The organism is Brevundimonas sp. TSRC1-1 (assembly GCF_049898245.1).
In the GTDB taxonomy this organism is placed as follows: Bacteria; Pseudomonadota; Alphaproteobacteria; order Caulobacterales; family Caulobacteraceae; genus Brevundimonas; species Brevundimonas mediterranea_A.
On sequence record NZ_JAFCXI010000002.1, the window covers coordinates 774,102 to 795,526 of the forward strand.

Consider the following 21,425-nt stretch of genomic DNA (forward strand, 5'->3'; position numbering starts at 1 on the left):
ACTCTAATGCGAAGACATATTTTTGTCGTGAAATATCTGACGTGATTGCAACGATTAAACAAGCTCGCTTTGGAAACGGGATTGCAAGCGTCCGCTCCTTGGCTCGACTGTTTCGTGCTTCCCCAGGCTAATTTGGCCTTCTTGGGATGACATTTTTGAACGGCTATGCAGCTCAAATGCTGCTCGACGTGGTGCGGTTCAGAATTCTAGGCTGGTGTGCGGAGAGGCGCGAGACGCGGAGATCTCGCCATTCTATGTCCGTATGAGATAGGCCGGGCTTAGACCATCCGCCGACCTCGATAAGGATTTCCCATGACGGGCGAGTTCCACAGCCTCCTAGAGCTCGCTTCCCAGGGCAGCGCCGCGATTCCAATCCGATTTGTCGACCCGGACAGCGTGCTTGATGCGGCCGCTAGACGCTGGGCCGATCTGCACGGGTTCGAGGGCAAGCCGGGTCAGCTTCTGATCGCGCCCCAGGGCGACGGGATCGGCCAGGTCCTGGTCGGAACGGGGCCGGTCTTCGATCCGATGGCGGCGCGGGGCCTGTCCGCCCGCCTGCCCGGCGGCCTCTATCGTCTGGAGACCGAGCCGCATCAGGCCCAGGCCGCCGCCCTGGCCTTCCTGCTGGGGGCCTATGTCTTCGACCGCTACAAGGCCAGGCCGGACAAGACGCCGGTCCGGCTGGTCGCGCCCGAGGGGCTGGACCTCGCCGAGACAACGCGGATCGTCGCCGCCTGCGCCCTGGCGCGCGAGATGGTCGACACCCCCGCCGCCGACATGGGACCGTTGCAGATCGAGACCATCGCCCGCGAGATCGCCGAGAGCGCCGGGGCCGCGATCACGGTGACCGAGGGCGACGCCCTGCTGGAGGCGAACTATCCCGCCGTCCACGCCGTCGGCCGCGCCGCCGCGCCGCACCGCGCCCCGCGCCTGATCGAGATCGGCTGGAAGCTGGACCAGGCCGATCTGCCCCTGGTGGCCCTGGTCGGCAAGGGGGTGGTGTTCGACACCGGGGGGCTGGACCTGAAGCCGGCCGCCGGGATGCGGAACATGAAGAAGGACATGGGCGGATCGGCCCACGCCTTGGCCCTGGGGCGGCTGGTCATGCAGGCCGATCTGCCGGTGCGGCTGGTGGTCATCGTGGCGGCGGTGGAGAACGCCGTCTCGGCCGACGCCTTTCGGCCGGGGGACATATTGAACAGCCGCAAGGGGCTGACGATCGAGATCGGCAACACCGATGCGGAGGGGCGGCTGATCCTGGCCGACGCCCTGACGCGGGCCGGCGAGCATCGGCCCGACCTGACCCTGGACTTCGCCACCCTGACCGGGGCGGCGCGAATCGCCCTGGGGCCGGACCTGCCGCCCCTCTATACCGACGACGACGCCCTGGCCGAGGGCCTGCTGGCGGCGGCGACCGCGGTGCGCGACCCTCTGTGGCGGATGCCGCTGTGGGCCGGCTATCGCAGCGCTCTGGACACCGAGATCGCCGACCTGAAGAACGACTCCTCGGCCTGGGCCCAGGCGGGGTCGGTGACGGCCGCCCTGTTCCTGCAGCGCTTCGCCCCGACCACCGGCGCGTGGGCGCATATGGACATCTTCGCCTGGAACCCCCGCGCCCGGCCCGGCTATCCCGAAGGCGGCGAGGCTCAGGCCCTAAGGGCTTGTTTCCACTATTTGAAAACGCGGTTCTGTTGATTTCTTTCAGAAAAAAGACGGCTGTTAACGGCCCCTTCGGCATCTGACGATAGGGTTTGGGTTCAACCATGCGAGTCCACGTTTGACCGACGTCCTCGACCTTCTTCCGACCGGCGACCGTCTCGCTCGCCCCGACCTCGCCGAACAGGCGCTGGAAGGGCTGGTGCGCGCGTCCGCCTATCGCAAGACCGAGCCCATGCATTGCCGCGTCGCCGTGGCCGACATCCTGTCGGACCGAGACGACCGCATCGACCAGCTGCTGCACGGCGAGATCTTCGACGTTCTGGACCGGGCCAACGGTCGGGCCTGGGGCCGGGCGCGCCGTGACGGCGTGGTCGGCTGGGTGGTGCTGGACAGTCTGTCGGCCGGGGCGCCCCTGCCGACCCGCCGCGTCGCCGCCGTGGACGCCGCCCTGCCGCTGAACGCCCTGGTGGTCGAGACGGCCGAGGGCCTGGCCGAGACGGATCTGCAACCCGTCGGCGATTTCGAACGCGACCTGGCCGCCGTGGCCGAACGCCTGCTGGGCCGGCCGCACGAGTTGGGCGCCCGCTCCTCCGTCTCCACCGACTGTTCCGGCCTGGTGCAGCAGGCCTTGCTGGCCTGCGGCCTGCCCGGTCCGCGTCGCTCCGACGCCCAGGCCGAACTGGGCCAGGCGGCCCCCGCCGGCCCGCACCTGCGCGGCGACATCGTGGTCTGGCTGGCGCCCGGCGGCGATCAGGACTGGACCGGCCATTCGGCCCTGATGATCGACGCCGAACGGATCATCCATTCCACAGGCGACAAGGGCGGGGTCGTGATCGAGGCCCTGGCCGAGGTCGAGGCGCGCCTGACGGCCGAAGGTTTGGCCTCCGCCGTCTTCCGCCGCCTCTGATTTAATCCCGCATCGTCCGCATCGCCCCCAGCCGCGCGAAGGCCAGGGTCAGGGCCTTGCGTCGCGCCGGCGCCAGCGGACTGACCGGGGCCGTCCGCACGACAGCCCCGCCGAAGCCGTCGGCCACGATCAGCCCGGGCGCCTCCGGCAGGACGTCCTGTGGAAACTCCGGCGCGACCGCAAAATACAGGGCGTCGCAGAACGGCCCGTATTCCTGCCATTTGCGGTCGACGCGATAGTCCTCCACCCCCGACTTGACCTCGCAGATGACGATGTCGCCCTTCGGCCCGACCGCCATGACGTCGGCCCGCCGTCCATTGGGCAGGCAGACCTCCAGCAGGGGCGCATAGCCCATGTCCAGCATCAGCCGCGCCGTCCCCCGTGTGACCGACAGGGTGGTTTCCGGCCGGCTGAAGACCAGTTCGAGCGAGACTGCGGTGGCGGCCATGCCGGATTTATGTTCCGGATATGTTCTGATTGCAAGCTGGGTAGTGGGTCAGTTTAAGTTTGCCGTGTCCAGACCACTCGACCCCGGTCCAGAGGTTCAGGCTACCGAATAACGGCTATGCTCATCACGCTTGAGAGTGCGGTCTTTCGTCAAACGGCTTAGCGCAGCGTAGATCGCTGTAGCTTTGATATAGCTGTGCGTTTGGACCATTATGTCGATGACTTCCGCAGCTTTCAGGGGACCGGAAGCCTCCTTTAGGGTGGCAATTATCGCTTCGGGAGTAGTGTGGGCTTGGTCGTGACCATCTAGCGCACTCAATTCATCGTCGCTGAGAGCCTCATAGAAATTCATCCAGAATACCCGGCCGCCGCGCTTTACAGCCTTATTCTGCGACAAAAGTCGCCCAATCGCGTTGAAAAAGTTGTTAGGTGAGTTTTCTAGTCGCTCTCCGAACCCTGCATCAATAAGGATCTCACGTAGCTCCGGATAAGTGAGGCCGCGAGGGGCATTTTCCAAGGCTTCTTGCAAGACAGATCGAAAAGAGGGTGGGGTCGCGGGTGCGTCGGCAGCGCCTGTGCTGATGGGGCTGATTGCTGAAAATCGGGCCTCTCCGATAAATGCCCGGATCCCCTGAATCTTACGCTCCACATCAGAAAGACGAGCAGTCAATTCTTCACGCTCGCGGAGCGCCGCGAGGATGTCATCTACAGTGACCAGCGTGGTGTCGAGATCGGAACTCATGAGCAACCGATCTCACAACGAACCCCATAATGCAAGTTTATTGTGGGTGGGTTGAACATTGTCCTTAATCAGTCCATAGACGGCGTGCGACCACCCCCAACGCGAGTCGGGGGTGGCTTAACGAGAAAGGAGATGAAGATGCGTTGGCACGCATTCGTTAGGAGGGTCTGATCCGGGCTTGGCGGAAAGGGGGACGGCAATCCCTCTTTCTGCGGCCCGGCTTCAACCGGTACGGCCCCGTAGCTCAATGGATAGAGCGGCTGCCTGCTAAGCTGACGATCCGGGCCCGAATCCCGGCGGGGTCACGCCGAGCCAGTTCTTATAACTCGTATGAAATTGTTCGTCAATTCCTTGCTGCGGCAGCGCAAGGGGTTGACCTGACTCGCATATTCACTGTCCTCAGCGCGGCGGAAGCATATTCAACTCGCGCTCAATTAGGCCGACAGTGAAGGTGGACGTCTCCCAGCGTCCAAATACCAGTTTCCAAAGCCGATATTGCTGGAGACACTATTCCTTGTGAGGTCCGGAGGTTGGGTCTATCCGTCACCGGTCACCGGTGACCGGTCACGAGGCATCGTTCAACTCGCTTTGCGCCTAACAGCTTCTTAGGTTCGCAAACAAGGAATGCATGAAGCGCCCTGTCGTCTGGCGTTGACGGCAGGGCGTGTTTCCAGTGGGCAGTCGGGGGAAGCTTTGCCTCGCCTCAGGCGATCTCCTCGACATCGCCGTCCAGATCCATCAGGGCCAGCTCGACCTCCAGGTGGGGGTGGCGCTGCTTGATCGCGTCGCGCAGGGCGTGAAGCTGCTGAGTGTGGACCGCCAGTTCCTTGTCCGGCGTATCGACGGTCTCGGCGCCCAGAAGGACCTTGTAGGCGCCGCAGTCGCGGTGGTCGATCACCATGACCTTGTGGATGTGGTGGAGGTCGATGGCGACGTCCATGTGGGTCCAGAAGGTCTCGCCCCAGCTGGGGAATTTGTCGGTCAGAGCGCCCAGCGAGGCGCCGGCCAGGACGACGTGGTCGTATTTGTCATGGAGACCGTGGCCTTCCATATAGGCGATGGTGTCATCGGTCAGGCGATAGTCCATGCAGGTCAGCAGCAGGATTTCGGTGTGGCCCCGCGCCCGGGCGACGCCGGGCGCCAGGGTGGACAACAGGCTGACGCCGCCGCCCAGGGCGATCAGACCGAAGGCGCTCCGGCGCGACAGGATGGGGGTGTTGTGGGCGCAGCAGTCGGTCACGATGATCGCTCCGTGGTTGAGGGCGATGTCACGGGTAACTGCGTTCGTCCAGCTTGACTATTCAGTAGTCGTGCGGACCGGGGGGATAATACGGCCTTAAGGCTTGGGGGCGGGCGAGCGCGGCGTGTTGCGACGTCGATCCGGGCCTCTCAGCGCCCCGTGCTGACCACCCGGCTCATGTCCAGGCCCAGGGCGCGGGCGCGGGCCATCAGGCGGCTGCGTTCCGCCGCAGAGACGCTCTGGTCGCGATGCCAGATCCACCAGTCGGACTTGTTCGGCAGGGCCAGGATGGCCCAGCTGTATTCCGGATCATGGTCCCAGACCCAGTAGTTCTGGCCCGCCAGACCGCCGAAGCTGAGCAGGCCGGGCAGGGTGAAGCGGAATTTGGAGTTGGTCGTGGTGTCGGCGATGCGGGCGTTGGCGCGCAGCACCTCGTTGCGCCCGTCGGCGCGGCGGGTGCAGGTGACGACGATGCCGTAGCGGTCGGGTCGATCCTGACGCGTGAAGTCGATCTGGGCCCGGCTGCAGTCCTTCTGGACGTCGTTATGGCTGCGCTCGATCTCGAACCAGCGGCCGTCGAACCGGTCCAGATCGACGGCCCGCGACTGGGCCAGGGCGGCGGAGGGCAGGGCGATCAGGGCGGCGGCGACGAGGGAGGCGGTAATCTGGGCGGCGCGGATCATCGGGCGTATCCTCGTTCGGGTTTGAAAAACGGATACGTTGCAAGCCGGCCTTCGGTTGCCGTCAGGGGTTCAGGCGCGCCCGATTGACGGCCCAGTCGGCGCGCGTCTGACCCCACAGGTCGATGACATGATCCTGCATCGGCTCGGGCAACTGGCCGCGTCCGCGATTGACCGAGCCCAGCCGCGTCGCCACCCGGGCCGAGGGCAGGTTGTCGGGATCGATACAATGGATCACGTCGTCCCAGCCCAGGACGTCGAAGGCGTAGTCCATGGCTGCGGCCGCCGCCTCGACCGCATAGCCCTTGCCGGTGGCGTCGCGGTGCAGGCTCCAGCCCACCTCACGGCCCGGCCAGCCATAGGGGTGGAGGGGGCCGATCCGTCCGACCCAGAGACCGGTCGATTTTTCCAGGATGGAGAACATGCCCTCGCCCGTCAGGGCCCACATGCCGGCGACGGCGCAGAGGGTGCGCCAGACCTGGGGCGGGGGCTGGACGCCGCCGATGAAACGGGCGGTCTCCTCATCGGCCATGAACTCGGCCCAGCGCGGAAAATCCTCGACCGCCGGCGGACGCAGGATCAGCCGCGCCGTCTCCAGCGTCGGACCCAGGGTCACGTGCGGCGGAACGGCGTAGGTCACAGCAGATACTCCCGCTCCAGCGCATACTGGCTGCCGTCGCCGGTCAGGACGCTGGAATAGAGGCCGAAGCGGTCGATGCGGATCGGCGGCGAGTGCAGCAGATTGTGGCCCGCCATCCAGGCGCCGATCCGGTCCGGATTGGTCTGGGGCTTCAGATAGGCCAGGGTGACGTGCGGGCGGTAGTCGCGGGCCTCCAGCGTCAGGCCCGCGCGTTCGCCAGCCTTCTTGCAGCGGCCCGCCAGGACGGCCAGCCGTTCGTTGGGCGTCTCGACCCCGGCCCAGAGGGTGTGGCTGCGGTGGTCGTCGCCGAAGGCGCCGACGCCCTTCAACACGATCTCGAAGGGGCCGCCAGCGACGCGGGCCAGTTCGGAGGCCAGGTCGTCGGCCCGGCGCTCGTCCGTCTCACCGTAGAAGGCCAGGGTGACGTGCAGGGCGTCCAGGGGCCGCCAGCGCGCGCCCGGAAGGCCCGACTGGCGGCGTTTCAGCGTCTCCTCGACGTCCGGCGGCAGGGTCAGGGCGGTGAACAGGCGCAACATGCGACCGAAGGTAGCGGCAGGAACCGCGCCCTCCAAGTCCGGTTTTCCTTGCAGTGGAGCCTGTGGCTCACGATATTCGAGCCCTGTGATCGGAGAAGTCTCTCCGGCCAATCGGAGAAAGCACGTCGCCATGAGCGATTTCAACAACGGCTACGCCCGCCCCCTGCCGCAGACGGCCGACATGTCGGTGGACGCCGGCCTGCGCGGCTTCATGCTGGGCGTCTACAACAAGCTGGCCCTGGGCCTCGTGGTCGCGGCGGCTCTGGCCTATGTCACCGGCAATGTGCCGGCGGTGCAGCAACTGCTGTTCGGCGTGACGCCGGACGGCCGCGTCGGCCTGACCATGCTGGGCATGATCGTCCAGTTCTCGCCCCTGGTGCTGCTGTTCGGCTCGATGTTCTTCATGAAGAACCCGACGGCGAAGGGCGTGAACCTGCTGTACTGGGCCGTGGTGGCCTCGATCGGCGCGGGTCTGGGCGTCCTGTTCCTGCGCTATACGGGCGCCTCGCTGGCCTCGACCTTCCTGGTCACGGCGGCGGCCTTCGGCGGTCTGAGCCTGGTGGGTTACACCACCAAGAAGGACCTGACGGCCATGGGCACCTTCCTGATCTTCGGCGTGATCGGCCTGATCGTCGCGATGATCGTCAACATGTTCATGCAGTCGGGGACCCTGTACCTGATCATCTCGGGCCTGGGCGTGCTGATCTTCGCGGGTCTGATCGCCTATGACACCCAGCGTCTGAAGATGACCTACTACGCCCTGGGCGGCGACCAGAACGCCATGGGCGTGGCCACGGGCTTCGGCGCCCTGAGCCTGTTCATCAACTTCGTGAACCTGTTCCAATTCCTGCTGGCCTTCATGGGCGGCAACCGGAACTAAGACCTGTCGCAAGACGGATACGGAAAGGGCCCCTCGCGGGGCCCTTTCTTTTGGGTCAGTCGATCACCTGGAACTTCCGCCCATCGAACACCCGTAGCGCCTGGGCCAGGTCGCGGCCGCGTTTGAGGATCTGGCCGCCTTCGCCGATGATCGCCCACTGGCCCTGACGCGCCTGGAGCGCCGGGCGTTTCTCGATGCGGTAGAAGGGGGCGTCGCCCGACCGGCGGAAGACGGCGAACTCGGCGAAGTCCTTGTGGCCGACCATGGCGTAGTCGCGCCATTCCCCCTGGGCGACCATGCGGCCATAGACCCGCAGGATCAGGTCCAGCTCGCGCCGTTCGAAGAAGACCGTGCCGGATTGGGACTGGGCCTCGTGCGGGGTCATGCTCATGGTCTGAACTTAGTCGCCCCGGCGAGCGGCGCCAGAGGGGTCTGGCAGGGAAGAAAACGCCCGCGACACCAAATGGCCCTGTTTCGGTCCTTCGCCCGCCCGTTTGGAAGGCGAGATACCGATCATCGGCTCGTCGGAGTTCGGAAGCATCCGGATCCTGAACAGCCCCCCCAGCCCCCTGGATGTTTCCACAAAGGGCTCCGGCGGCCGATGCTTCCTCCAAGCGAGCGCCCGCCTTGCCGATCCCCTCCCCCTCCCAGGCAAGGCGGGTGTTTCTTTCTGGAGCCAGGCTCGGGTCGGATGCGCCACGGTCGGCGCCCGACCCGAAGCCTTTAGGCCGCGCCCTCAGGCCGTAAGAGGGATTTCCAGGTTCACCGTCACCGTATCGCCATTGCGGCGCGCCTCGACCGCGGTCGCGCCCGCCGATCCGCGCAGGGCCTCGGCCGCCGCGCGGGCGTCTGCGACCGGGGCGCCCCCGACTGAAGTGATGATGTCGCCGGCGATCAGTTCGCCCTGGGCCGCCGCCGAGCCGCCCTCGACAGCGACGACCTGAACCTCGCCATCGAGGTCGCGCAGGGTGGCGCCGTAAGCCAGCACCCGGTGCGCGCCGATATGGACCGCGCCCTCGACGGGGGTCGCAACCGTCAGGGCGGTCGTCGCCTCGTGCCCGGCGCGCAGATAGACCACGTTCAGGCTGGACCCCGGCGCGGCGACGCCGACGGTGGCGTTGACCGACCCGGCGTTGGCCACCGGCCGGCCCTGGATGCGGGTGACGACGTCGTCGTCGCGCAGGCCCGCCCGCTCGGCCGGCGAGCCGGGGGCCACGTCGGCGACCACGGCCCCGCGCACGATGCCCAGCCGCATCTCGCGGGCGCGTTCGGCGGTCAGGGAGGCGAAGATGGCCCCGGTCTCGCCGCGCTTGACCTCGCCGTGGGCGCGCAGCTGGTCGGCGACATACAGCATGATCCGCGTCGGCACGGCGAAGGCGATGCCGTCATTGCCCCCGCCCATGCCGCCCGAAAGGATGGAGGTGTTGATCCCGATCAGCCGCCCCCGGCTGTCCAGCAGCGGCCCGCCCGAATTGCCCGAGTTCACGGCCGCGTCGGTCTGGATATAGTCCTCGACGGCGTCGCCCAGGCCCGAACGGTTCAGGCCCGAAATGACCCCCATGGTCAGGGTCTGGTCCAGGCCCAGCGGATATCCGACCGCAAAGGCCAGGTCGCCGGTGCGCAGGGTGTCGGAATCGACCGTCTGGACCTGTTTCAGGTTCAGCGGCCGGCCGTCGGGCACGATCTTCAGCACGGCGATGTCGGTGGCCTTGTCCGCCCCGACCAGGACGGCGTCGAACAGGCGGCCGTCGGTCAGGTCGACGGTGAATTTCCGCCCGTTCTCGACCACGTGGTTGTTGGTGATCAATATGCCCTGGGCCGCGTCGATGATGACGCCCGAGCCCGAGGCGTAGGGTTTGGGATCGTCGGCGTCCGAGCTGGGGCCGCGCGACTGGCCCAGGGTCGTCACCTGGACCACGGCGGGCAGGGAGGCCTCCAGGCCGGCGGCGAAACTGAAGACTCCGCGCCGGCCGTCATAGGGAAGATAGCTGGGGCCGGACTGCGCCGGAGACTGCGCAAGGACCGGACCGGCGAAGGCCAGCAGAGCGGCCGCAAGAGCGAGGGTCGAGGCGGCCGTGGAGCGAAGCGTCATCGAGATTTCCTTGATCGAGACGCGACTCTAGCCCGAGTTCTCGCGCATGACGATGGGCTCGGCGGCGGCTTGTGTCGGGGGTTGCAAAACAAGGCTTGCGTCAGGCCCGCTCCCACATGACCATTGACGTTCGCGAACACCCGGAGCCGCCGCATGAGCCAGACGACGATCGACCGCGCCCGCTCTGGTTCGACGGCGTTCGACCGCCTGTTCCGCGAGCACCCCCGCCAGGTCGGCGAGACCTATCTCCAGCATATGGCCGCTTCGACCGTCTTCGGTTTCCGCCTGCTGCGGCTGGCCGGCGCCGCCTTCGCCCACGCCCTGGTCCCTGGCGTGCACAAGACCACAGTCTCCATCGCCGTTCGCGGCATGGCCCAGGAAATGGGCGGCCGGGCGGAAGAGGCGAAACTGACCCGGATGCGCGATGCTGGGGTGTGGGACGTGGGGCTCTAGTCGGGTCGGGAACCGCCCGGTCATGCAATTGCCGGGGTTCGTGCTATATAGGCCGGCTAAACCGCATCCAGGATCGCCGCCTTGAGCATCACGCTCGATCTTTCCCGTGTCTCGAACGCGCCCGCTTTGAAGGCCCCCGTCAACCTGTCCGGTCTGACGCGCGCAGGCCTGCGCCAGGCGCTGATCGACGCGAATGTCTGTCCGCCCGAAAAGGCCAAGATGCGCGCCAGCCAGGTGTGGAGCTGGATCCATCACTACGGCGTCACCGAGTTTGCGGCCATGAGCAATGTGGCCAAGGACATGCAGGCCAAGCTGGCCGAGCATTTCACCCTGGCTCGGCCCGAGATCGTCGAACGTCAGGTGTCGAAGGACGGCACCCGCAAATGGCTGATCCGCACCGCCCCGGGCATCGAGATCGAGACCGTCTATATCCCCGACGTGGGCCGGGCCGGCGCCCTGTGCGTGTCCAGCCAGGTCGGCTGCACCCTGAACTGCACCTTCTGCCACACCGGAACCCAGAAGCTGGTCCGCAACCTGACCGCCGCCGAGATCGTGGCCCAGGTCCAGGTGGCCCGCGACGACCTGGAGGAATGGCCGTCTCCGAAAGAAGACCGTCGCCTGTCGAACATCGTCTTCATGGGCATGGGCGAGCCGCTCTACAATCTGGACCATGTCGCCGACGCCATCGACATCATCTCTGACAATGAGGGCATCGCCCTGTCGCGTCGGCGGATCACGGTCTCGACTTCGGGCGTGGTGCCGCAGCTCGACGCCCTGGGCACGCGCACGGCGGCCATGCTGGCCATCAGCCTGCACGCCACCAACGACGCCCTGCGCGACGTTCTGGTGCCGCTGAACAAGAAATATCCGCTGGACCAGCTGCTGGCGGGCATCCGGGCCTATCCGGGCCTGTCGAACGCGCGCCGGGTGACGTTCGAATACGTCATGCTGAAGGGCGTCAACGACAGCCCCGATGAGGCGCGGGCCCTGCTGAAGCTGATCGAAGGCATTCCGGCCAAGATCAACCTGATCCCGTTCAACCCCTGGCCGGGCGTCGAATACGAATGCTCGGACTGGAAGACCATCGAACGGTTCGCCGCCATCCTGAACAAGGCCGGCTACGCCAGCCCCATCCGCACCCCCCGCGGCCGCGACATCCTGGCCGCCTGCGGCCAGCTGAAGTCCGAGAGCGAGAAGGTGCGGGCGAGCACGCTCAGGAAGGCGGAGCAGGCGGCGGGGGCGGAAGCGGCTTAATCGGCCGGTTGTAGACCATCCACCAAGCGACATAGCCTGCGGCCGCGCCGGGAAAAATGAGCAGGTATGGCGGAACGATAGGCCAGAGAATCCACTGGGCCAGACTCGCGCTGGGCGCGCCAATCACGGCCCCGACCAAAGGCGAGCGCAGCCCCATTCTGTGCGTCATGGCCCAGGCTGGCCAGCCCACCATCACGATGCCGATGAGAAAGACGGGCGTAGCCGCGCTGAAGAAGAGGATTATCCCAATCAGCCAAGCGAAGAGTTGTGTCGGATAGTCCGTTGCTGAAAGCTGATCCCACATGGCCAAAAAAATGAGTTGACCCGAAAAGCTGGCGCCGCCCGCGACCGCTCCGAAGATGAAGGCGCGAAACAGATGGTCGAAGGGAATGCGCTCGCGGTTCATGCCGAAGCTCGCCCTAACTGAGCCGCCCGCTCCGTCATCGTCTCCGGCGTCCGCACGTCCCAGGCCAGACCCATTCGCTCCAGCAGCTGGATGAACCGGAACCCCCAGTCGCTCTGGCCGGGATAGAGGCCGATCTTCGCCGAGCCGGGATAGGCGTGATGGTTGTTGTGCCAGGCCTCGCCCATGGTCGGGATGGCGGCCCAGGGCACGTCATGGGCCTGGACGCCCGCCTCGCGCACCAGCCAGGTCTGCGGACCGCGACGGTGGGCCTGATGGCCGACGAACCAATGGCCGATGACGCTAGCCGAGACCCGGGCGCATACGCCCCAGACCACGAAGCCCCAGCCGCCCATCAGCCACAGCGCCGCTGCGACAGGAAGCTGTTGCAGCATCCAGGTCCGTTCCAGGAACCGATAGAAGGGATCGCGGCCGATCCGGCCCAGATCGAAACGCGGCGGTCGTTCCAGCACCAGCCGGCAGTGCATCTGCCACCAGGCGTCGACCGCCATAGGCCGCCGGTGGGCCAGATAGTCGTGGCAGTTGGTCTGGCGCTGGGCCCAGTCGCGCATATCGTGGCTGCGGATCATCCAGAAGGGACCGCTCATGCCGACCAGGGTCCCGAACCAGACCAAAACCCGCTCGAGCCACAGCGGGCATTCGAAGCTGCCGTGGATCAGCCGGCGATGGAATCCGACCGAATGGCCCAGCAGCAGGGTCGCCCCCGTCGTGACCACGAAGGCCGCGACAGCGGCCAGGCTGAAGGTCATGGCGCCGAAGATCAGGGTGGCCGCGAGCATGCCGCCGTTCCACAGCGAATGAAGCGGGTCCCAGACCACCCGACCCTCGGTCGGGCTGCAGCCGGGTGTCACGACCAGGCTGTTCACGGCGCAGGGATCATGGTGGTGCATGTCGCGCCTCCCGGTAGGTAGTTAGGTAATCACTTAATCACCGAAATGAGTCGCTGGCAAGCGGTTAGCAAATCGCTTAAATACCGCCCTATGCAACGCGTGTTCGAAGCCCTTTCCAGTCCCGTCCGTCGCAAGATCCTGGCCTATCTTGCCCACGCGGACCTGACCGCTGGCGAGATCGCGGCCAAGTTCGAGATCTCCAAGCCGGCGGTGTCCCAGCATCTGTCGGTGCTGGAGGTCGCGGGTCTGGTGACCAGCGAAAAGAAGGGCCAGTACGTTCACTACAGCCTGGCGCCCGACCAACTGACCAACACCCTGAACGGCTATGTCCAGGAGGTCTGCCCGGTCGCCAAGCCGCTGAAACGCGAGAGCGCGGCCCTGGCCAAGGCGCGCGCGAACACGCCGAAGGACGACGGTCTGTAATCTTTCGTCACAAGGTGTTGCTTCGCCGCGCTTGCGGATTGGGGCGGCAATCGGGCAAGGCGTGTGGATATGGACCCATCACTGTCCGACGTTCTGTCCAGCGCCGAGGTGCAGGCTTTCGCCTCGGGCTTTCCGGTCATGGTCATGCACCTGGCCGTCACCCTGCTGCTGCTCGCAGCGGGGGCGGCGATCTACGCCATGCTGACGCCGTGGAAGGAGATCGCCCTGATCCGCGAGGGCAATCCGGCCGCCGCCGTGGCCTTCGCCGGGATTCTGGTCGGTCTGGCCATTCCGCTGGCGGTGTCCCTGTCGGTCTCGACCTCGGTTCGGGACATCACCATCTGGGGGGTGGCGACCCTGGTGCTACAGTTGCTGGCCTTCCGGGTCGTGGACCTGATGCTGCACGGCCTGCCGCAGCGGATCAAGGACGGCGAGGTCTCGGCCGCCGTGGTCCTGGTGGGGGCCAAGCTCGCCACGGCCGTGATCCTGTCCGCCGCCCTGACCGGCTGATCGGCGGGCTGACTCATGCAATTCCCCCGCCTGCCGGACTGGGCCATCTACAGCGCGGTCGCGGGCGTGCTGCTGGCCGTGTCGCTGGGCCGGCGCGAGAACGCCGACGCTCCGCCTGCGCCGCCGCCGCCGGACGAGATCGAGGGCGCCCTGCTGGGGCCCGTCACCCCCTTCGATGCGGCCGTCACCCTGGACGCGCCGGACACGCCGTTCAGGCCCCGCTCCGGCACCGCCTTTTCCATCGCTGGGCGCGGACGCTGGATCACCGCCCGCCATGTGGTTGAGGGCTGTCGTCGCCCGGCCCTGGTGATCGGCGGCGGCCGGGCCGTGGCCGCCGACGTGCGCCTGGCGCCCCGCGCCGACGTGGCGCTGCTCATTACGGACGGCGGCCCGCCCGCCCTGCCGGTCGCCGCCCAGACGCCGCTGCGCAAGGGCCAGCGCGCCTTCCATCCCGGCTTCCCCCAGGGGCGGGCCGGCGAGGTAACCTCGCGCCTGCTGGGCCGCGAGACCCTGAAGGTGTTCGGGCGCGGTGCCCGTGACGAGCCGGTCCTGGCCTGGGCCGAGGTCGGACGCACCGACGGGCTGGAGGGCACCCTGTCGGGTCTGTCGGGCGCGCCGGTGATGGATGGACGTGGCCGCGTCCTGGGGGTCACCATCGCCGAGGCCCCGCGCCGGGGGCGAATCTACACCACGGCGCCGGAATCCTTCGCTCCCGCCATTCGCGGCGAACAGCGCGCGGACGAGGTGGCGCTGGGCGAGCCGGTGACCATCGACAACTATGGCCGGGTGGCGGATGCCCTGCGGCGGGACCTGCGCGTGGCGCAGGTGGTGTGTCTGTCGGTTTGAGGATTTGAGGCGGCGCCCCTCCCTCCCCGGAACGGGGAGGGAGAGGTCTTCGCGAACCCTACTTCAGCGCGCCGCTGTTCAGGTTCAGGTCCCCGGCCTCGATGACCTCCAGGTTCGGGTGTTTGGCGCGCAGGGCGTCGAGGAACAGCGAACCGTCGCCGACGATCACCAGGCTGGCGCGATTGACCGGCAGGTGGTCGGCGAAGGCGGCCTGGACCTGTTCCGGCGTCACGGCGCGGACCCGGCCGGCGTAGTCGGCCAGATCGCTCATCGGCAGGTCGTACAGGGCCAGGTTGGCGACCAGGGCGCCCAGGCCGTCGACTGTCTCCAGCGAGCGGCCAAAGCCGCCGATCAGGGTGGCCCGGCGCGGGGCCAGGTCGGTCTGGGTCGGGGTTTCGGCGCCCAGTTTGGCGATCTCGGCCAGGATCAGGTCGGCGACCTCGTCGGCGGTCTCGTTCTTGGTCTGGGCTGAGGCGGTGAAGAGACCCGCGTCGGCGCGGACGCCCAGCGAGGATCCGGCGCCGTAGGACAGGCCGCGCTTGATGCGGATTTCCTGGTTCAGCCGCGACGAGAAGCCGCCGCCCAGCAGGGTGTTGCCCACCGTCAGCGGGAAATAGTCGGCGTCGGTGCGCGACACGCCGCGGATGGCGGCGGTGACGGCGGCCTGACCAGCGCCCGGCTGGTTCACCACCACGATGCGCGGGGCCAGGGCCTGACCTGCGGGATTGGCGGCGTTGGCGGGCGCCGTCCCGGCCGGGCGCCAGTCGCCGAACGCCTGTTGCGCCAGGGCGCGGGCGGCGGCGGGGGTGATGTCGCCCGAGAAGACCAGGGTGGCGTCCGACGGCCGATAGCGGGCGGCGTGGAAGGCGGCGACGTCGGCGGGGGTGATGGCCGGCACCGTCTGTGGCGTGAGCGTCGCGCCATAGGGGGCGTCGCCATAGATGACGCGGCCCACGGTCATGCTGGCGATGGAGCTCGGCTGGCTGAGCGCGACGCGCAGGCCGTCCAGGGCCTGGGCCTGCTGACGCTCAAGCTCCTCGGCGGCGAAGGTCGGGTTCTTCACCAGATCGGCCATAAGGGCGACTGTCGCCGGGAAGGCGTTGGCCGGGGCGTTGGCGTAGACATTGGTGAAGTCCACGCCGGCGCCGGCGCCGACCGAGGCGCCCAGTTGTTCGATCTGGGTCGCGATTTCAGGCGCCGTCCTGGTCTTGGTGCCCTGGGTCAGCAGGGCGGCGGTCATGGCGGCGATCCCGGCCTTGCCCGCCGGATCGTCGGCCGAGCCGGCGTCGAAGCTGAGACGGGCCGAGACCAGCGGCAGGCCGTCGGTCGGGGCGACCAGGACGCGCAGGCCGTTGTCCAGACGGAAGTCGGCGACGCTGGGCGTGGCCGGGGCCACTTCGGCTCCCGGCTGCGGCAGGGGCGTGCGTTCGGCCTCGGGCAACAGGACCGCAGGGGTTCCGGCCGGCGCCAGGTCGGCGACCTTGACCGGGGCGTCGACGTTCATCTTCTGAACCGAGGGCGGGTTCTGCTCGTCGGCGGCCAGGTAGCGGATCGTCGCCTGGCGCTGCGGCGTCAGATATTTGCGCGCCACGCGCTGGATGTCGGCGACCGTGACGGCCTGGATCTGGGCGATCTCGCGGTCGGCGGCGGCGGCGTCGCCGGTGTTGATCAGGGCGAAACCGAGCGCGGTGGCGCGGTCGTCCACCGTCTCGCGGCTGCGCAGGGCGTCGGCGACGATCTCGTTCTTGGCCTCGGTCAGTTCAGCGGCGGTGACGGGGGCGTCGCGCAGCTTGGCGATCTCGGCGTTCAGGGCGGCCACGCCCTCTTCGGCCGTATGGCCCTGGGCCATGATGGCCAGGGCGGTCAGGTTGCCGGCCTGCTGGGCGAAGTCGGGGGTCGAGCCGATCTGGGCGGCGATCTGCTGATCATAGACCAGCGACCGGTACAGGCGGCTCGACTCGCCGGTGGACAGGATGCCGTCCAGCACGGTCAGGGCGGCCCGGTCGGCGTCGGCGTATTTGACCGTCGGCCAGCCGACGACGGCGGTGGGCAGGGGCACGTTGGGCGCATAATAGGTGGCGTCGCGCGGGCCGGTCGGCTCGGGCTCGACGACATTATTGGCCGGCAGGGGCGTGGTCGGGTTCTTCAGCGGGGCGAAATACTGGTCGATCCAGCGGTCCAGCTGGGCCTGGTCGAAATTGCCCGCCACGATCAGATAGGCGTTGTCGGGCCGGTAATAGGTGGCGTGGAAGCGCAGCACGTCGTCCAGGGACGAGGCCTCGAGCTCCTCGATCGAGCCGATGCCGGCGCGGCGATAGGGGCTCTCCTGATACAGGGTCTCGGGCACGAACAGGCCGAACAGCCGGCCGTAGGGATTGGCCAGGATGCGCTGGCGGTATTCCTCCTTCACCACGTCGCGCTCGGCGACGAAGGTCGGCTCGTCCACGACCAGGGAGCCCATCCGCTCGGCCTCGGCGAACAGCATCCGTTGCAGGTGGTTGGCGGGAACCGTTTCGAAATAGGCGGTGGTGTCGTCGGCGGTGAAGGCGTTGTTGGACCCGCCCACATCCTCGGTCAGCCGGTCGAAGGTCTCGGGCGGCAGGTTCTTCGTCGCCTTGAACATCAGGTGTTCGAACAGGTGGGCGAAGCCCGAGCGGCCGGCCGGATCGTCCTTGGACCCGACCTTGTACCAGACCTGGACCGTCACGTTCGAGGTGTCGGCGTCGCGCGCCGTATAGACCTCAAGCCCGTTCGGCAGCACGCGCTTGGCGAATCCCAGCGGCGGCACGACCACGCCCTGGGCGGCTTGGACAGCGGCGGGCGCGGGGGCCGGGGCGGCGAAGGCGGGGGCGGCCAGCCCCAGCAGCAGGGCCGAGGCGGCGACGGTAAGGGACAGGCGGAATTTCATGCGGCTCTCCAAGGCCCGGAACGCCGGGCGGCTGGACCGTATCAGCGATTGCCCGCAACGCACCTTACAGAGCTGTAATCTTCAGCGTCCGAACACCTCGACGCCGATATCGCCGGCGGACGTCAGCCAGGCGCGCTTCATGCCCTGGCTGTTGAAGGGGCAGGCGATGTTTCCGGCGGCGTCGAGGGCGATCATTCCGCCGTCGCCCCCCATCCCGCCGATCTCGTCGATGACGGCCTGGGTGGCGGCGGCCAGGGTCTGGCCGGCGGCGACGCGCCAGGCGACCTGGGCGGCGGCGGCGACGCGGATGAAATATTCGCCCTGGCCGGTGCAGGAGGTCGCGGCGTGGCCGTCGGCCCAGGTTCCGGCGGCGGGGATGGGGGTGTCGCCGACGCGGCCCGGCATCTTGCCGAAGACCCCGGCGGTCGAGGTGGCGGCGGCGAGGCGGCCCTGGCTGTCCAGCACACAGGCGCCGACCGTGCCGTGGCTGAGGGTTCCGGGCGGATGATTGTCCTCGCCCTGGCCGGCGCCCGTGTACCAGGCGGCCTCGTCGGCGATGGGCTCAAGCCCCTGATCGTGCGCGAACAGGGCCGCGCCCTCGCCGACCAGCATGACGTGGGGCGTGCGGTCCATGACCGCGCGGGCGGCGACGACGGGGTTGCGGAAGCCTTGCAGGGCGGCGACCGACCCGGCGCGCTTGGTCGATCCGTCCATCAGGCTGGCGTCCAGCTCATAGGCGCCGGCCAGATTGGGCGAGGCGCCCTTGCCGGCGACATAGAGGCCGGAATCCTCCAGCATCACGACGGCGGCGACGGCCACGTCCAGGGCGCTGTCGCCCGCCTCCAGCCGCGCCTTCATGGCCTCGACCACCTGGCGCATGTGCACGACCTCGGCGTCATAGTTGCATTCGCGCCGGGCGCCGGCGCCGCCGTGGAGGATGAGGGCGGTCATGTCGTCTTCCTGAGCCTGTTTCTGTCGCCTCTTTCAATCGGGCGTGGCGCTCTTTAGCGTTGGGATGAAGGCCGCGCCATGTCGGCTTGTCCAATAAACCAACGGCCTCAAGTCGCGCGAAGCGCGCTAGGCCAAGGAGGAATAATGCGCGCTGTCTTGTCCAAGGCTCCTGGCGGTCCCGAAACCCTGGTGATGGAAGACGTGCTCGATCCCACGCCCAAGGCGGGCGAGGTGGTGATCGAGGTCAAGGCCGTGGGGATCAACTATCCCGACACGCTGATCATCGAGGACAAATACCAGTTCCGTCCCGAACGGCCGTTCTCGCCCGGCGCCGAGGTCGCCGGCGTGGTCGAGGCGGTGGGCGAGGGCGTCAAGGGCGTGGCCAAGGGCGACCGGGTCATCGCCGTGCCCGGCTGGGGCGGGCTGGTGGAGCGGCTGGCGGTGCGGGCCGAGACGGTCATTCCGATCCCCGAGGCCATGAGTTTCGAAGAGGCGGCGGCCCTGATCATGACCTATGGCACCAGCTATTACGCCCTGAAGGACCGGGCGAAGCTGCAGGCGGGCGAGACGCTCCTGGTGCTCGGCGCGGCCGGGGGCGTGGGCGCCGCCGCGGTCGAACTGGGCAAGGCCATGGGGGCGCGGGTCGTGGCCGCCGCCTCGACCAACGACAAGGTCCAGTTCGCCCTGGATTTGGGGGCGGACAACGGTCTGATCTATCCGACCGGGCCGATGGACAAGGCGGGGCAGAAGGAACTGTCGGGCGAGTTCAAACTGGCGACGGGTCGCGACGGCGCCGACGTGGTCTATGACGCGGTGGGCGGCGATTACGCCGAACCGGCGCTGCGGGCCATGGACTGGAACGGGCGCTATCTGGTGGTCGGCTTCCCGGCGGGAATCCCGTCCCTGCCGCTGAACCTGACCCTGCTGAAATCGGTGTCGGTGATCGGGGTCTTCTGGGGCGCGGCCGTCGCGCGTGATCCGAAAGGCCACGCCGCCAACATGGCCGAGCTGATGCAGATGTACGCCGAGGGCAGGATCAAGCCGCGCGTGTCGCAGACCTTCCCGCTGGAGAAGGCCGGGGAGGCGATCAAGGCGCTGGGCGACCGTCAGGCCCTGGGCAAGATCGTGGTGACGGTGGGGGATTGAGTCTCCTTCTCCCCTTGCGGGAGAAGGTGGCCCGAAGGGCCGGATGAGGGGTCTGTGCGAAACGGCGAGGCCGGCGCGACCCCTCGCCCGACCGCGCCAGGACGACGGCTGACGCCGTCGTGCGCGGTCTCCCTCTCCCGCAAGGGGAGAGGGGTTGGACTATTTGTCCTTCAACCGCTGAACCGCGTCTTCGGCCTGGTCGCGGTGGCGGCGTTTGATGTTGGCGCCGAGGGTGGCGATCAAAGCCGCGATCACGGCCGCGTCGTCGGTGTAGCCGATGCCGGCGAACAGGTCGGGGATCGCGTCGATCGGCATGATGAAATAGGCCAGGCCGGCGAAGATCATGCCCTTGGCGGGCAGGGGCGTGGCCGGGTCGCGCGCGGCGTACCAGGCGGCCAGGGCCTGATCGGCGAAGGGGATGCGGGCGGCCGTGCGCTGGATCTTGGGCCAGAAGCCCTTGGCGACTCGCACCTCGTTGACCTTGACCACAGAGGGCACGAGGGCCTTTCGCGGATCCAGGGCGTCGACGGGTTTGGCTTTGGCGCTCATGGCCGCTAAATCCTCAAACGAAACTCAGGTTCAGTACAACATAGGAATGACCGGGATGAAACTCGACAGCACCATTTCCGCCGTGGTCACGGGCGGCGCCTCGGGTCTGGGCGAAGGCACGGCGCGCGCCATCGCCGCCACCGGGGCCAAGGTCGCCCTGTTCGACCTGAACGGCGAGAAGGGCGAGGCCATCGCGGCCGAGATCGGCGGCGTCTTCTGCCAGGTGGACGTCACCGACGACGCCTCGGTCGCCGCCGCCTTCGCCAAGGCCCGCGCCGCCCACGGCCAGGAGCGGCTGACCGTCAACTGCGCCGGCATCGCCACCGGCATGAAGACCGTCTCGCGCAAGAAGGACACCGGCGAGATCAAGGCCCACGACATGGCCCAGTTCGAACGCACGGTGCGGGTCAATCTGTTCGGCACCTTCCGCGTCCTCTCGCAGTCGGCGGCGGGCATGGTGACGCTGGAGCCGATGGCGGACGGCGAGCGCGGCCTGATCGTCAATACGGCGTCCGTGGCGGCCCAGGACGGCCAGATCGGCCAGGCGGCCTATTCGGCGTCCAAGGGCGGGGTCTACGCCATGACCCTGCCGATCGCGCGGGATCTGGCTCAGGAAGGCGTCCGCTGCAACACCATCCTGCCGGGCATCATGTGGACGCCGATGATGGCCGGCATGGACCAGAAGATCCAGGACGCCCTGGCCGCCGCCATCCCCTTCCCCAGCCGCCTGGGCACGCCCGCCGACTACGCCTCCCTGGTGCTGGAACTGGCGCGCAACGTCTATATCAACGGCGAGTGCATCCGCCTGGACGGGGCTATCCGCTTGGCGCCGCGCTGACGCGCGGAGGGGCGCTACGCTCGCCGCGCGGCGGCTCGCTGCTTGAGCGCGAAAGCGCTCAGGCGGCGAGAGCACGGGCGTTCCGGCTTCGGCCGTTTAGGCATGAATTCGGCCCAAATAGCGCGAAGCGCGATAGTCGCAAAAAAGAGCTTGCAGGACCGATCAACCCTCCGCTATACGCCCCCTCCTCGACGGGGAGCGCACCTAGCTCCTACGGAGTGCGGGCGTAGCTCAGTGGTAGAGCACAACCTTGCCAAGGTTGGGGTCGAGAGTTCGAATCTCTTCGCCCGCTCCAAGTCGAGACCAAGGTAGACAAGCAGTTAGCCTTCCCCTCCGGGGTCCAAAACTGCTTCCCAGTCGTCCGAGCGCCCCTATGGGAAGCAGTGGGCAGCGCAAAATATCGCATCGTA

The 21,425-nt window shown here is 67.7% G+C and carries 23 protein-coding genes and 2 tRNA genes; 12 read left to right on the forward strand and 13 right to left on the reverse strand.

All coding sequences use genetic code 11. The features are described 5' to 3' along the window. The first annotated feature begins 312 nt into the window (after positions 1-312). Positions 313-1,695 (forward strand): leucyl aminopeptidase family protein, encoded by a 1,383-nt coding sequence (locus ACP7CK_RS09735; RefSeq protein ID WP_426025872.1) that lies wholly within the window; start codon positions 313-315, stop codon positions 1,693-1,695. An 82-nt stretch (positions 1,696-1,777) separates the two neighbouring features. Next, the gene (locus ACP7CK_RS09740; protein WP_426025873.1) at positions 1,778-2,566 is read left to right on the forward strand and encodes a C40 family peptidase; all 789 of its coding nucleotides are present in this window, start codon (positions 1,778-1,780) and stop codon (positions 2,564-2,566) included. Position 2,567: 1 nt separating this feature from the next. On the opposite strand, the gene mmcB is transcribed toward ACP7CK_RS09740, so the two are convergent. Together mmcB and ACP7CK_RS09750 are read right to left on the reverse strand one after the other, a co-directional pair. Beyond that, entirely contained in the window at positions 2,568-3,014 is a 447-nt protein-coding gene (mmcB, locus tag ACP7CK_RS09745) for a DNA repair putative endonuclease MmcB (protein ID WP_183197465.1), read from the reverse strand. Between the two features lie 96 nt (positions 3,015-3,110). Beyond that, complete coding sequence (locus tag ACP7CK_RS09750) at positions 3,111-3,755, reverse strand: hypothetical protein (RefSeq protein WP_426025874.1); 645 nt, start codon at positions 3,753-3,755, stop codon at positions 3,111-3,113. Positions 3,756-3,988: 233 nt separating this feature from the next. Here ACP7CK_RS09750 and ACP7CK_RS09755 point away from each other — a divergent pair. Beyond that, positions 3,989-4,060 (forward strand) — tRNA-Ser (locus tag ACP7CK_RS09755). A 398-nt stretch (positions 4,061-4,458) separates the two neighbouring features. On the opposite strand, the gene ACP7CK_RS09760 is transcribed toward ACP7CK_RS09755, so the two are convergent. The 4 genes from ACP7CK_RS09760 to thpR all read right to left on the reverse strand — a co-directional run bounded on the left by ACP7CK_RS09760 (position 4,459) and on the right by thpR (position 6,851). Beyond that, positions 4,459-4,995, reverse strand: coding sequence for a carbonic anhydrase (locus tag ACP7CK_RS09760; RefSeq protein ID WP_426025875.1), 537 nt, complete (start codon positions 4,993-4,995; stop codon positions 4,459-4,461). 149 nt (positions 4,996-5,144) lie between these two features. Beyond that, positions 5,145-5,678 (reverse strand): lipocalin family protein, encoded by a 534-nt coding sequence (locus ACP7CK_RS09765; protein ID WP_426025876.1) that lies wholly within the window; start codon positions 5,676-5,678, stop codon positions 5,145-5,147. A 61-nt stretch (positions 5,679-5,739) separates the two neighbouring features. Further along, positions 5,740-6,315: a GNAT family N-acetyltransferase gene (locus tag ACP7CK_RS09770; RefSeq protein WP_426025877.1), complete on the reverse strand. Its 576-nt coding sequence runs from the start codon at positions 6,313-6,315 to the stop codon at positions 5,740-5,742. After that, positions 6,312-6,851: an RNA 2',3'-cyclic phosphodiesterase gene (gene thpR, locus ACP7CK_RS09775; RefSeq protein WP_426025878.1), complete on the reverse strand. Its 540-nt coding sequence runs from the start codon at positions 6,849-6,851 to the stop codon at positions 6,312-6,314. Before thpR ends, ACP7CK_RS09770 begins: the two co-directional genes overlap by 4 nt. A gap of 130 nt (positions 6,852-6,981) precedes the next feature. Between thpR and ACP7CK_RS09780 the strand changes: the two genes are divergently transcribed. Beyond that, the gene (locus ACP7CK_RS09780; RefSeq protein ID WP_008263679.1) at positions 6,982-7,731 is read left to right on the forward strand and encodes a Bax inhibitor-1/YccA family protein; all 750 of its coding nucleotides are present in this window, start codon (positions 6,982-6,984) and stop codon (positions 7,729-7,731) included. Between the two features lie 55 nt (positions 7,732-7,786). On the opposite strand, the gene ACP7CK_RS09785 is transcribed toward ACP7CK_RS09780, so the two are convergent. Together ACP7CK_RS09785 and ACP7CK_RS09790 are read right to left on the reverse strand one after the other, a co-directional pair. After that, positions 7,787-8,122: a DUF2794 domain-containing protein gene (locus ACP7CK_RS09785; RefSeq protein ID WP_426025879.1), complete on the reverse strand. Its 336-nt coding sequence runs from the start codon at positions 8,120-8,122 to the stop codon at positions 7,787-7,789. A gap of 345 nt (positions 8,123-8,467) precedes the next feature. Beyond that, positions 8,468-9,823: a trypsin-like peptidase domain-containing protein gene (locus ACP7CK_RS09790; RefSeq protein ID WP_426025880.1), complete on the reverse strand. Its 1,356-nt coding sequence runs from the start codon at positions 9,821-9,823 to the stop codon at positions 8,468-8,470. A gap of 153 nt (positions 9,824-9,976) precedes the next feature. On the opposite strand from ACP7CK_RS09790, the gene ACP7CK_RS09795 reads away from it, so the two are divergent. Beyond that, positions 9,977-10,276 carry a DUF6356 family protein gene (locus ACP7CK_RS09795; protein ID WP_426025881.1) on the forward strand — a complete coding sequence of 100 codons (300 nt, stop codon included), beginning with the start codon at positions 9,977-9,979 and terminating at the stop codon, positions 10,274-10,276. An 81-nt stretch (positions 10,277-10,357) separates the two neighbouring features. Continuing rightward, positions 10,358-11,530: a 23S rRNA (adenine(2503)-C(2))-methyltransferase RlmN gene (rlmN, locus tag ACP7CK_RS09800; RefSeq protein WP_426025882.1), complete on the forward strand. Its 1,173-nt coding sequence runs from the start codon at positions 10,358-10,360 to the stop codon at positions 11,528-11,530. Here rlmN and ACP7CK_RS09805 read toward each other — a convergent pair. Next, the gene (locus ACP7CK_RS09805; RefSeq protein WP_426025883.1) at positions 11,490-11,936 is read right to left on the reverse strand and encodes a hypothetical protein; all 447 of its coding nucleotides are present in this window, start codon (positions 11,934-11,936) and stop codon (positions 11,490-11,492) included. The two genes, rlmN and ACP7CK_RS09805, sit on opposite strands and share 41 nt — an antisense overlap. Continuing rightward, entirely contained in the window at positions 11,933-12,844 is a 912-nt protein-coding gene (locus ACP7CK_RS09810) for an acyl-CoA desaturase (RefSeq protein WP_426025884.1), read from the reverse strand. The genes ACP7CK_RS09805 and ACP7CK_RS09810 overlap by 4 nt, the downstream gene beginning before the upstream one ends. Positions 12,845-12,934: 90 nt before the next feature. Between ACP7CK_RS09810 and ACP7CK_RS09815 the strand changes: the two genes are divergently transcribed. The 3 genes from ACP7CK_RS09815 (at position 12,935) to ACP7CK_RS09825 (ending at position 14,623) form a co-directional block, all read left to right on the forward strand. After that, positions 12,935-13,267 carry a metalloregulator ArsR/SmtB family transcription factor gene (locus ACP7CK_RS09815; protein ID WP_008263381.1) on the forward strand — a complete coding sequence of 111 codons (333 nt, stop codon included), beginning with the start codon at positions 12,935-12,937 and terminating at the stop codon, positions 13,265-13,267. A gap of 69 nt (positions 13,268-13,336) precedes the next feature. Next, positions 13,337-13,777: a DUF350 domain-containing protein gene (locus ACP7CK_RS09820; RefSeq protein ID WP_008263805.1), complete on the forward strand. Its 441-nt coding sequence runs from the start codon at positions 13,337-13,339 to the stop codon at positions 13,775-13,777. A 15-nt stretch (positions 13,778-13,792) separates the two neighbouring features. After that, entirely contained in the window at positions 13,793-14,623 is an 831-nt protein-coding gene (locus tag ACP7CK_RS09825; protein WP_008264237.1) for a S1 family peptidase, read from the forward strand. Between the two features lie 58 nt (positions 14,624-14,681). Here the strand turns inward: ACP7CK_RS09825 and ACP7CK_RS09830 are convergent, their stop codons facing one another. Then, positions 14,682-17,531, reverse strand: a complete 2,850-nt coding sequence (locus ACP7CK_RS09830; RefSeq protein ID WP_426025885.1) for a M16 family metallopeptidase — start codon at positions 17,529-17,531, stop codon at positions 14,682-14,684. 81 nt (positions 17,532-17,612) lie between these two features. Continuing rightward, positions 17,613-18,482: an isoaspartyl peptidase/L-asparaginase family protein gene (locus ACP7CK_RS09835; protein WP_426025886.1), complete on the reverse strand. Its 870-nt coding sequence runs from the start codon at positions 18,480-18,482 to the stop codon at positions 17,613-17,615. 144 nt (positions 18,483-18,626) lie between these two features. On the opposite strand from ACP7CK_RS09835, the gene ACP7CK_RS09840 reads away from it, so the two are divergent. Beyond that, complete coding sequence (locus ACP7CK_RS09840) at positions 18,627-19,628, forward strand: NADPH:quinone oxidoreductase family protein (protein ID WP_292147797.1); 1,002 nt, start codon at positions 18,627-18,629, stop codon at positions 19,626-19,628. 159 nt (positions 19,629-19,787) lie between these two features. Here the strand turns inward: ACP7CK_RS09840 and ACP7CK_RS09845 are convergent, their stop codons facing one another. Then, positions 19,788-20,177, reverse strand: coding sequence for a YkvA family protein (locus ACP7CK_RS09845; protein ID WP_154726330.1), 390 nt, complete (start codon positions 20,175-20,177; stop codon positions 19,788-19,790). A gap of 55 nt (positions 20,178-20,232) precedes the next feature. On the opposite strand from ACP7CK_RS09845, the gene ACP7CK_RS09850 reads away from it, so the two are divergent. Together ACP7CK_RS09850 and ACP7CK_RS09855 are read left to right on the forward strand one after the other, a co-directional pair. After that, entirely contained in the window at positions 20,233-21,015 is a 783-nt protein-coding gene (locus ACP7CK_RS09850; RefSeq protein ID WP_426025887.1) for an SDR family NAD(P)-dependent oxidoreductase, read from the forward strand. Between the two features lie 220 nt (positions 21,016-21,235). Next, positions 21,236-21,310, forward strand: a tRNA-Gly gene (locus ACP7CK_RS09855). The last annotated feature ends 115 nt before the right edge of the window (positions 21,311-21,425 follow it).

Bases quoted from the DNA above. Each gene is read 5' to 3' on its own strand.
- ACP7CK_RS09810 (WP_426025884.1), bottom strand. From the start codon at position 12,844: ATGCACCACCATGATCCCTGCGCCGTGAACAGCCTGGTCGTGACACCC.
- ACP7CK_RS09805 (WP_426025883.1), bottom strand. From the start codon at position 11,936: ATGAACCGCGAGCGCATTCCCTTCGACCATCTGTTTCGCGCCTTCATC.
- ACP7CK_RS09780 (WP_008263679.1), top strand. From the start codon at position 6,982: ATGAGCGATTTCAACAACGGCTACGCCCGCCCCCTGCCGCAGACGGCC.
- ACP7CK_RS09790 (WP_426025880.1), bottom strand. From the start codon at position 9,823: ATGACGCTTCGCTCCACGGCCGCCTCGACCCTCGCTCTTGCGGCCGCT.
- ACP7CK_RS09795 (WP_426025881.1), top strand. From the start codon at position 9,977: ATGAGCCAGACGACGATCGACCGCGCCCGCTCTGGTTCGACGGCGTTC.
- ACP7CK_RS09765 (WP_426025876.1), bottom strand. From the start codon at position 5,678: ATGATCCGCGCCGCCCAGATTACCGCCTCCCTCGTCGCCGCCGCCCTG.
- thpR (WP_426025878.1), bottom strand. From the start codon at position 6,851: ATGTTGCGCCTGTTCACCGCCCTGACCCTGCCGCCGGACGTCGAGGAG.
- ACP7CK_RS09820 (WP_008263805.1), top strand. From the start codon at position 13,337: ATGGACCCATCACTGTCCGACGTTCTGTCCAGCGCCGAGGTGCAGGCT.
- ACP7CK_RS09815 (WP_008263381.1), top strand. From the start codon at position 12,935: ATGCAACGCGTGTTCGAAGCCCTTTCCAGTCCCGTCCGTCGCAAGATC.
- ACP7CK_RS09845 (WP_154726330.1), bottom strand. From the start codon at position 20,177: ATGAGCGCCAAAGCCAAACCCGTCGACGCCCTGGATCCGCGAAAGGCC.
- ACP7CK_RS09835 (WP_426025886.1), bottom strand. From the start codon at position 18,482: ATGACCGCCCTCATCCTCCACGGCGGCGCCGGCGCCCGGCGCGAATGC.
- ACP7CK_RS09830 (WP_426025885.1), bottom strand. From the start codon at position 17,531: ATGAAATTCCGCCTGTCCCTTACCGTCGCCGCCTCGGCCCTGCTGCTG.
- ACP7CK_RS09840 (WP_292147797.1), top strand. From the start codon at position 18,627: ATGCGCGCTGTCTTGTCCAAGGCTCCTGGCGGTCCCGAAACCCTGGTG.
- ACP7CK_RS09850 (WP_426025887.1), top strand. From the start codon at position 20,233: ATGAAACTCGACAGCACCATTTCCGCCGTGGTCACGGGCGGCGCCTCG.
- ACP7CK_RS09750 (WP_426025874.1), bottom strand. From the start codon at position 3,755: ATGAGTTCCGATCTCGACACCACGCTGGTCACTGTAGATGACATCCTC.
- ACP7CK_RS09735 (WP_426025872.1), top strand. From the start codon at position 313: ATGACGGGCGAGTTCCACAGCCTCCTAGAGCTCGCTTCCCAGGGCAGC.
- ACP7CK_RS09825 (WP_008264237.1), top strand. From the start codon at position 13,793: ATGCAATTCCCCCGCCTGCCGGACTGGGCCATCTACAGCGCGGTCGCG.
- mmcB (WP_183197465.1), bottom strand. From the start codon at position 3,014: ATGGCCGCCACCGCAGTCTCGCTCGAACTGGTCTTCAGCCGGCCGGAA.
- ACP7CK_RS09785 (WP_426025879.1), bottom strand. From the start codon at position 8,122: ATGAGCATGACCCCGCACGAGGCCCAGTCCCAATCCGGCACGGTCTTC.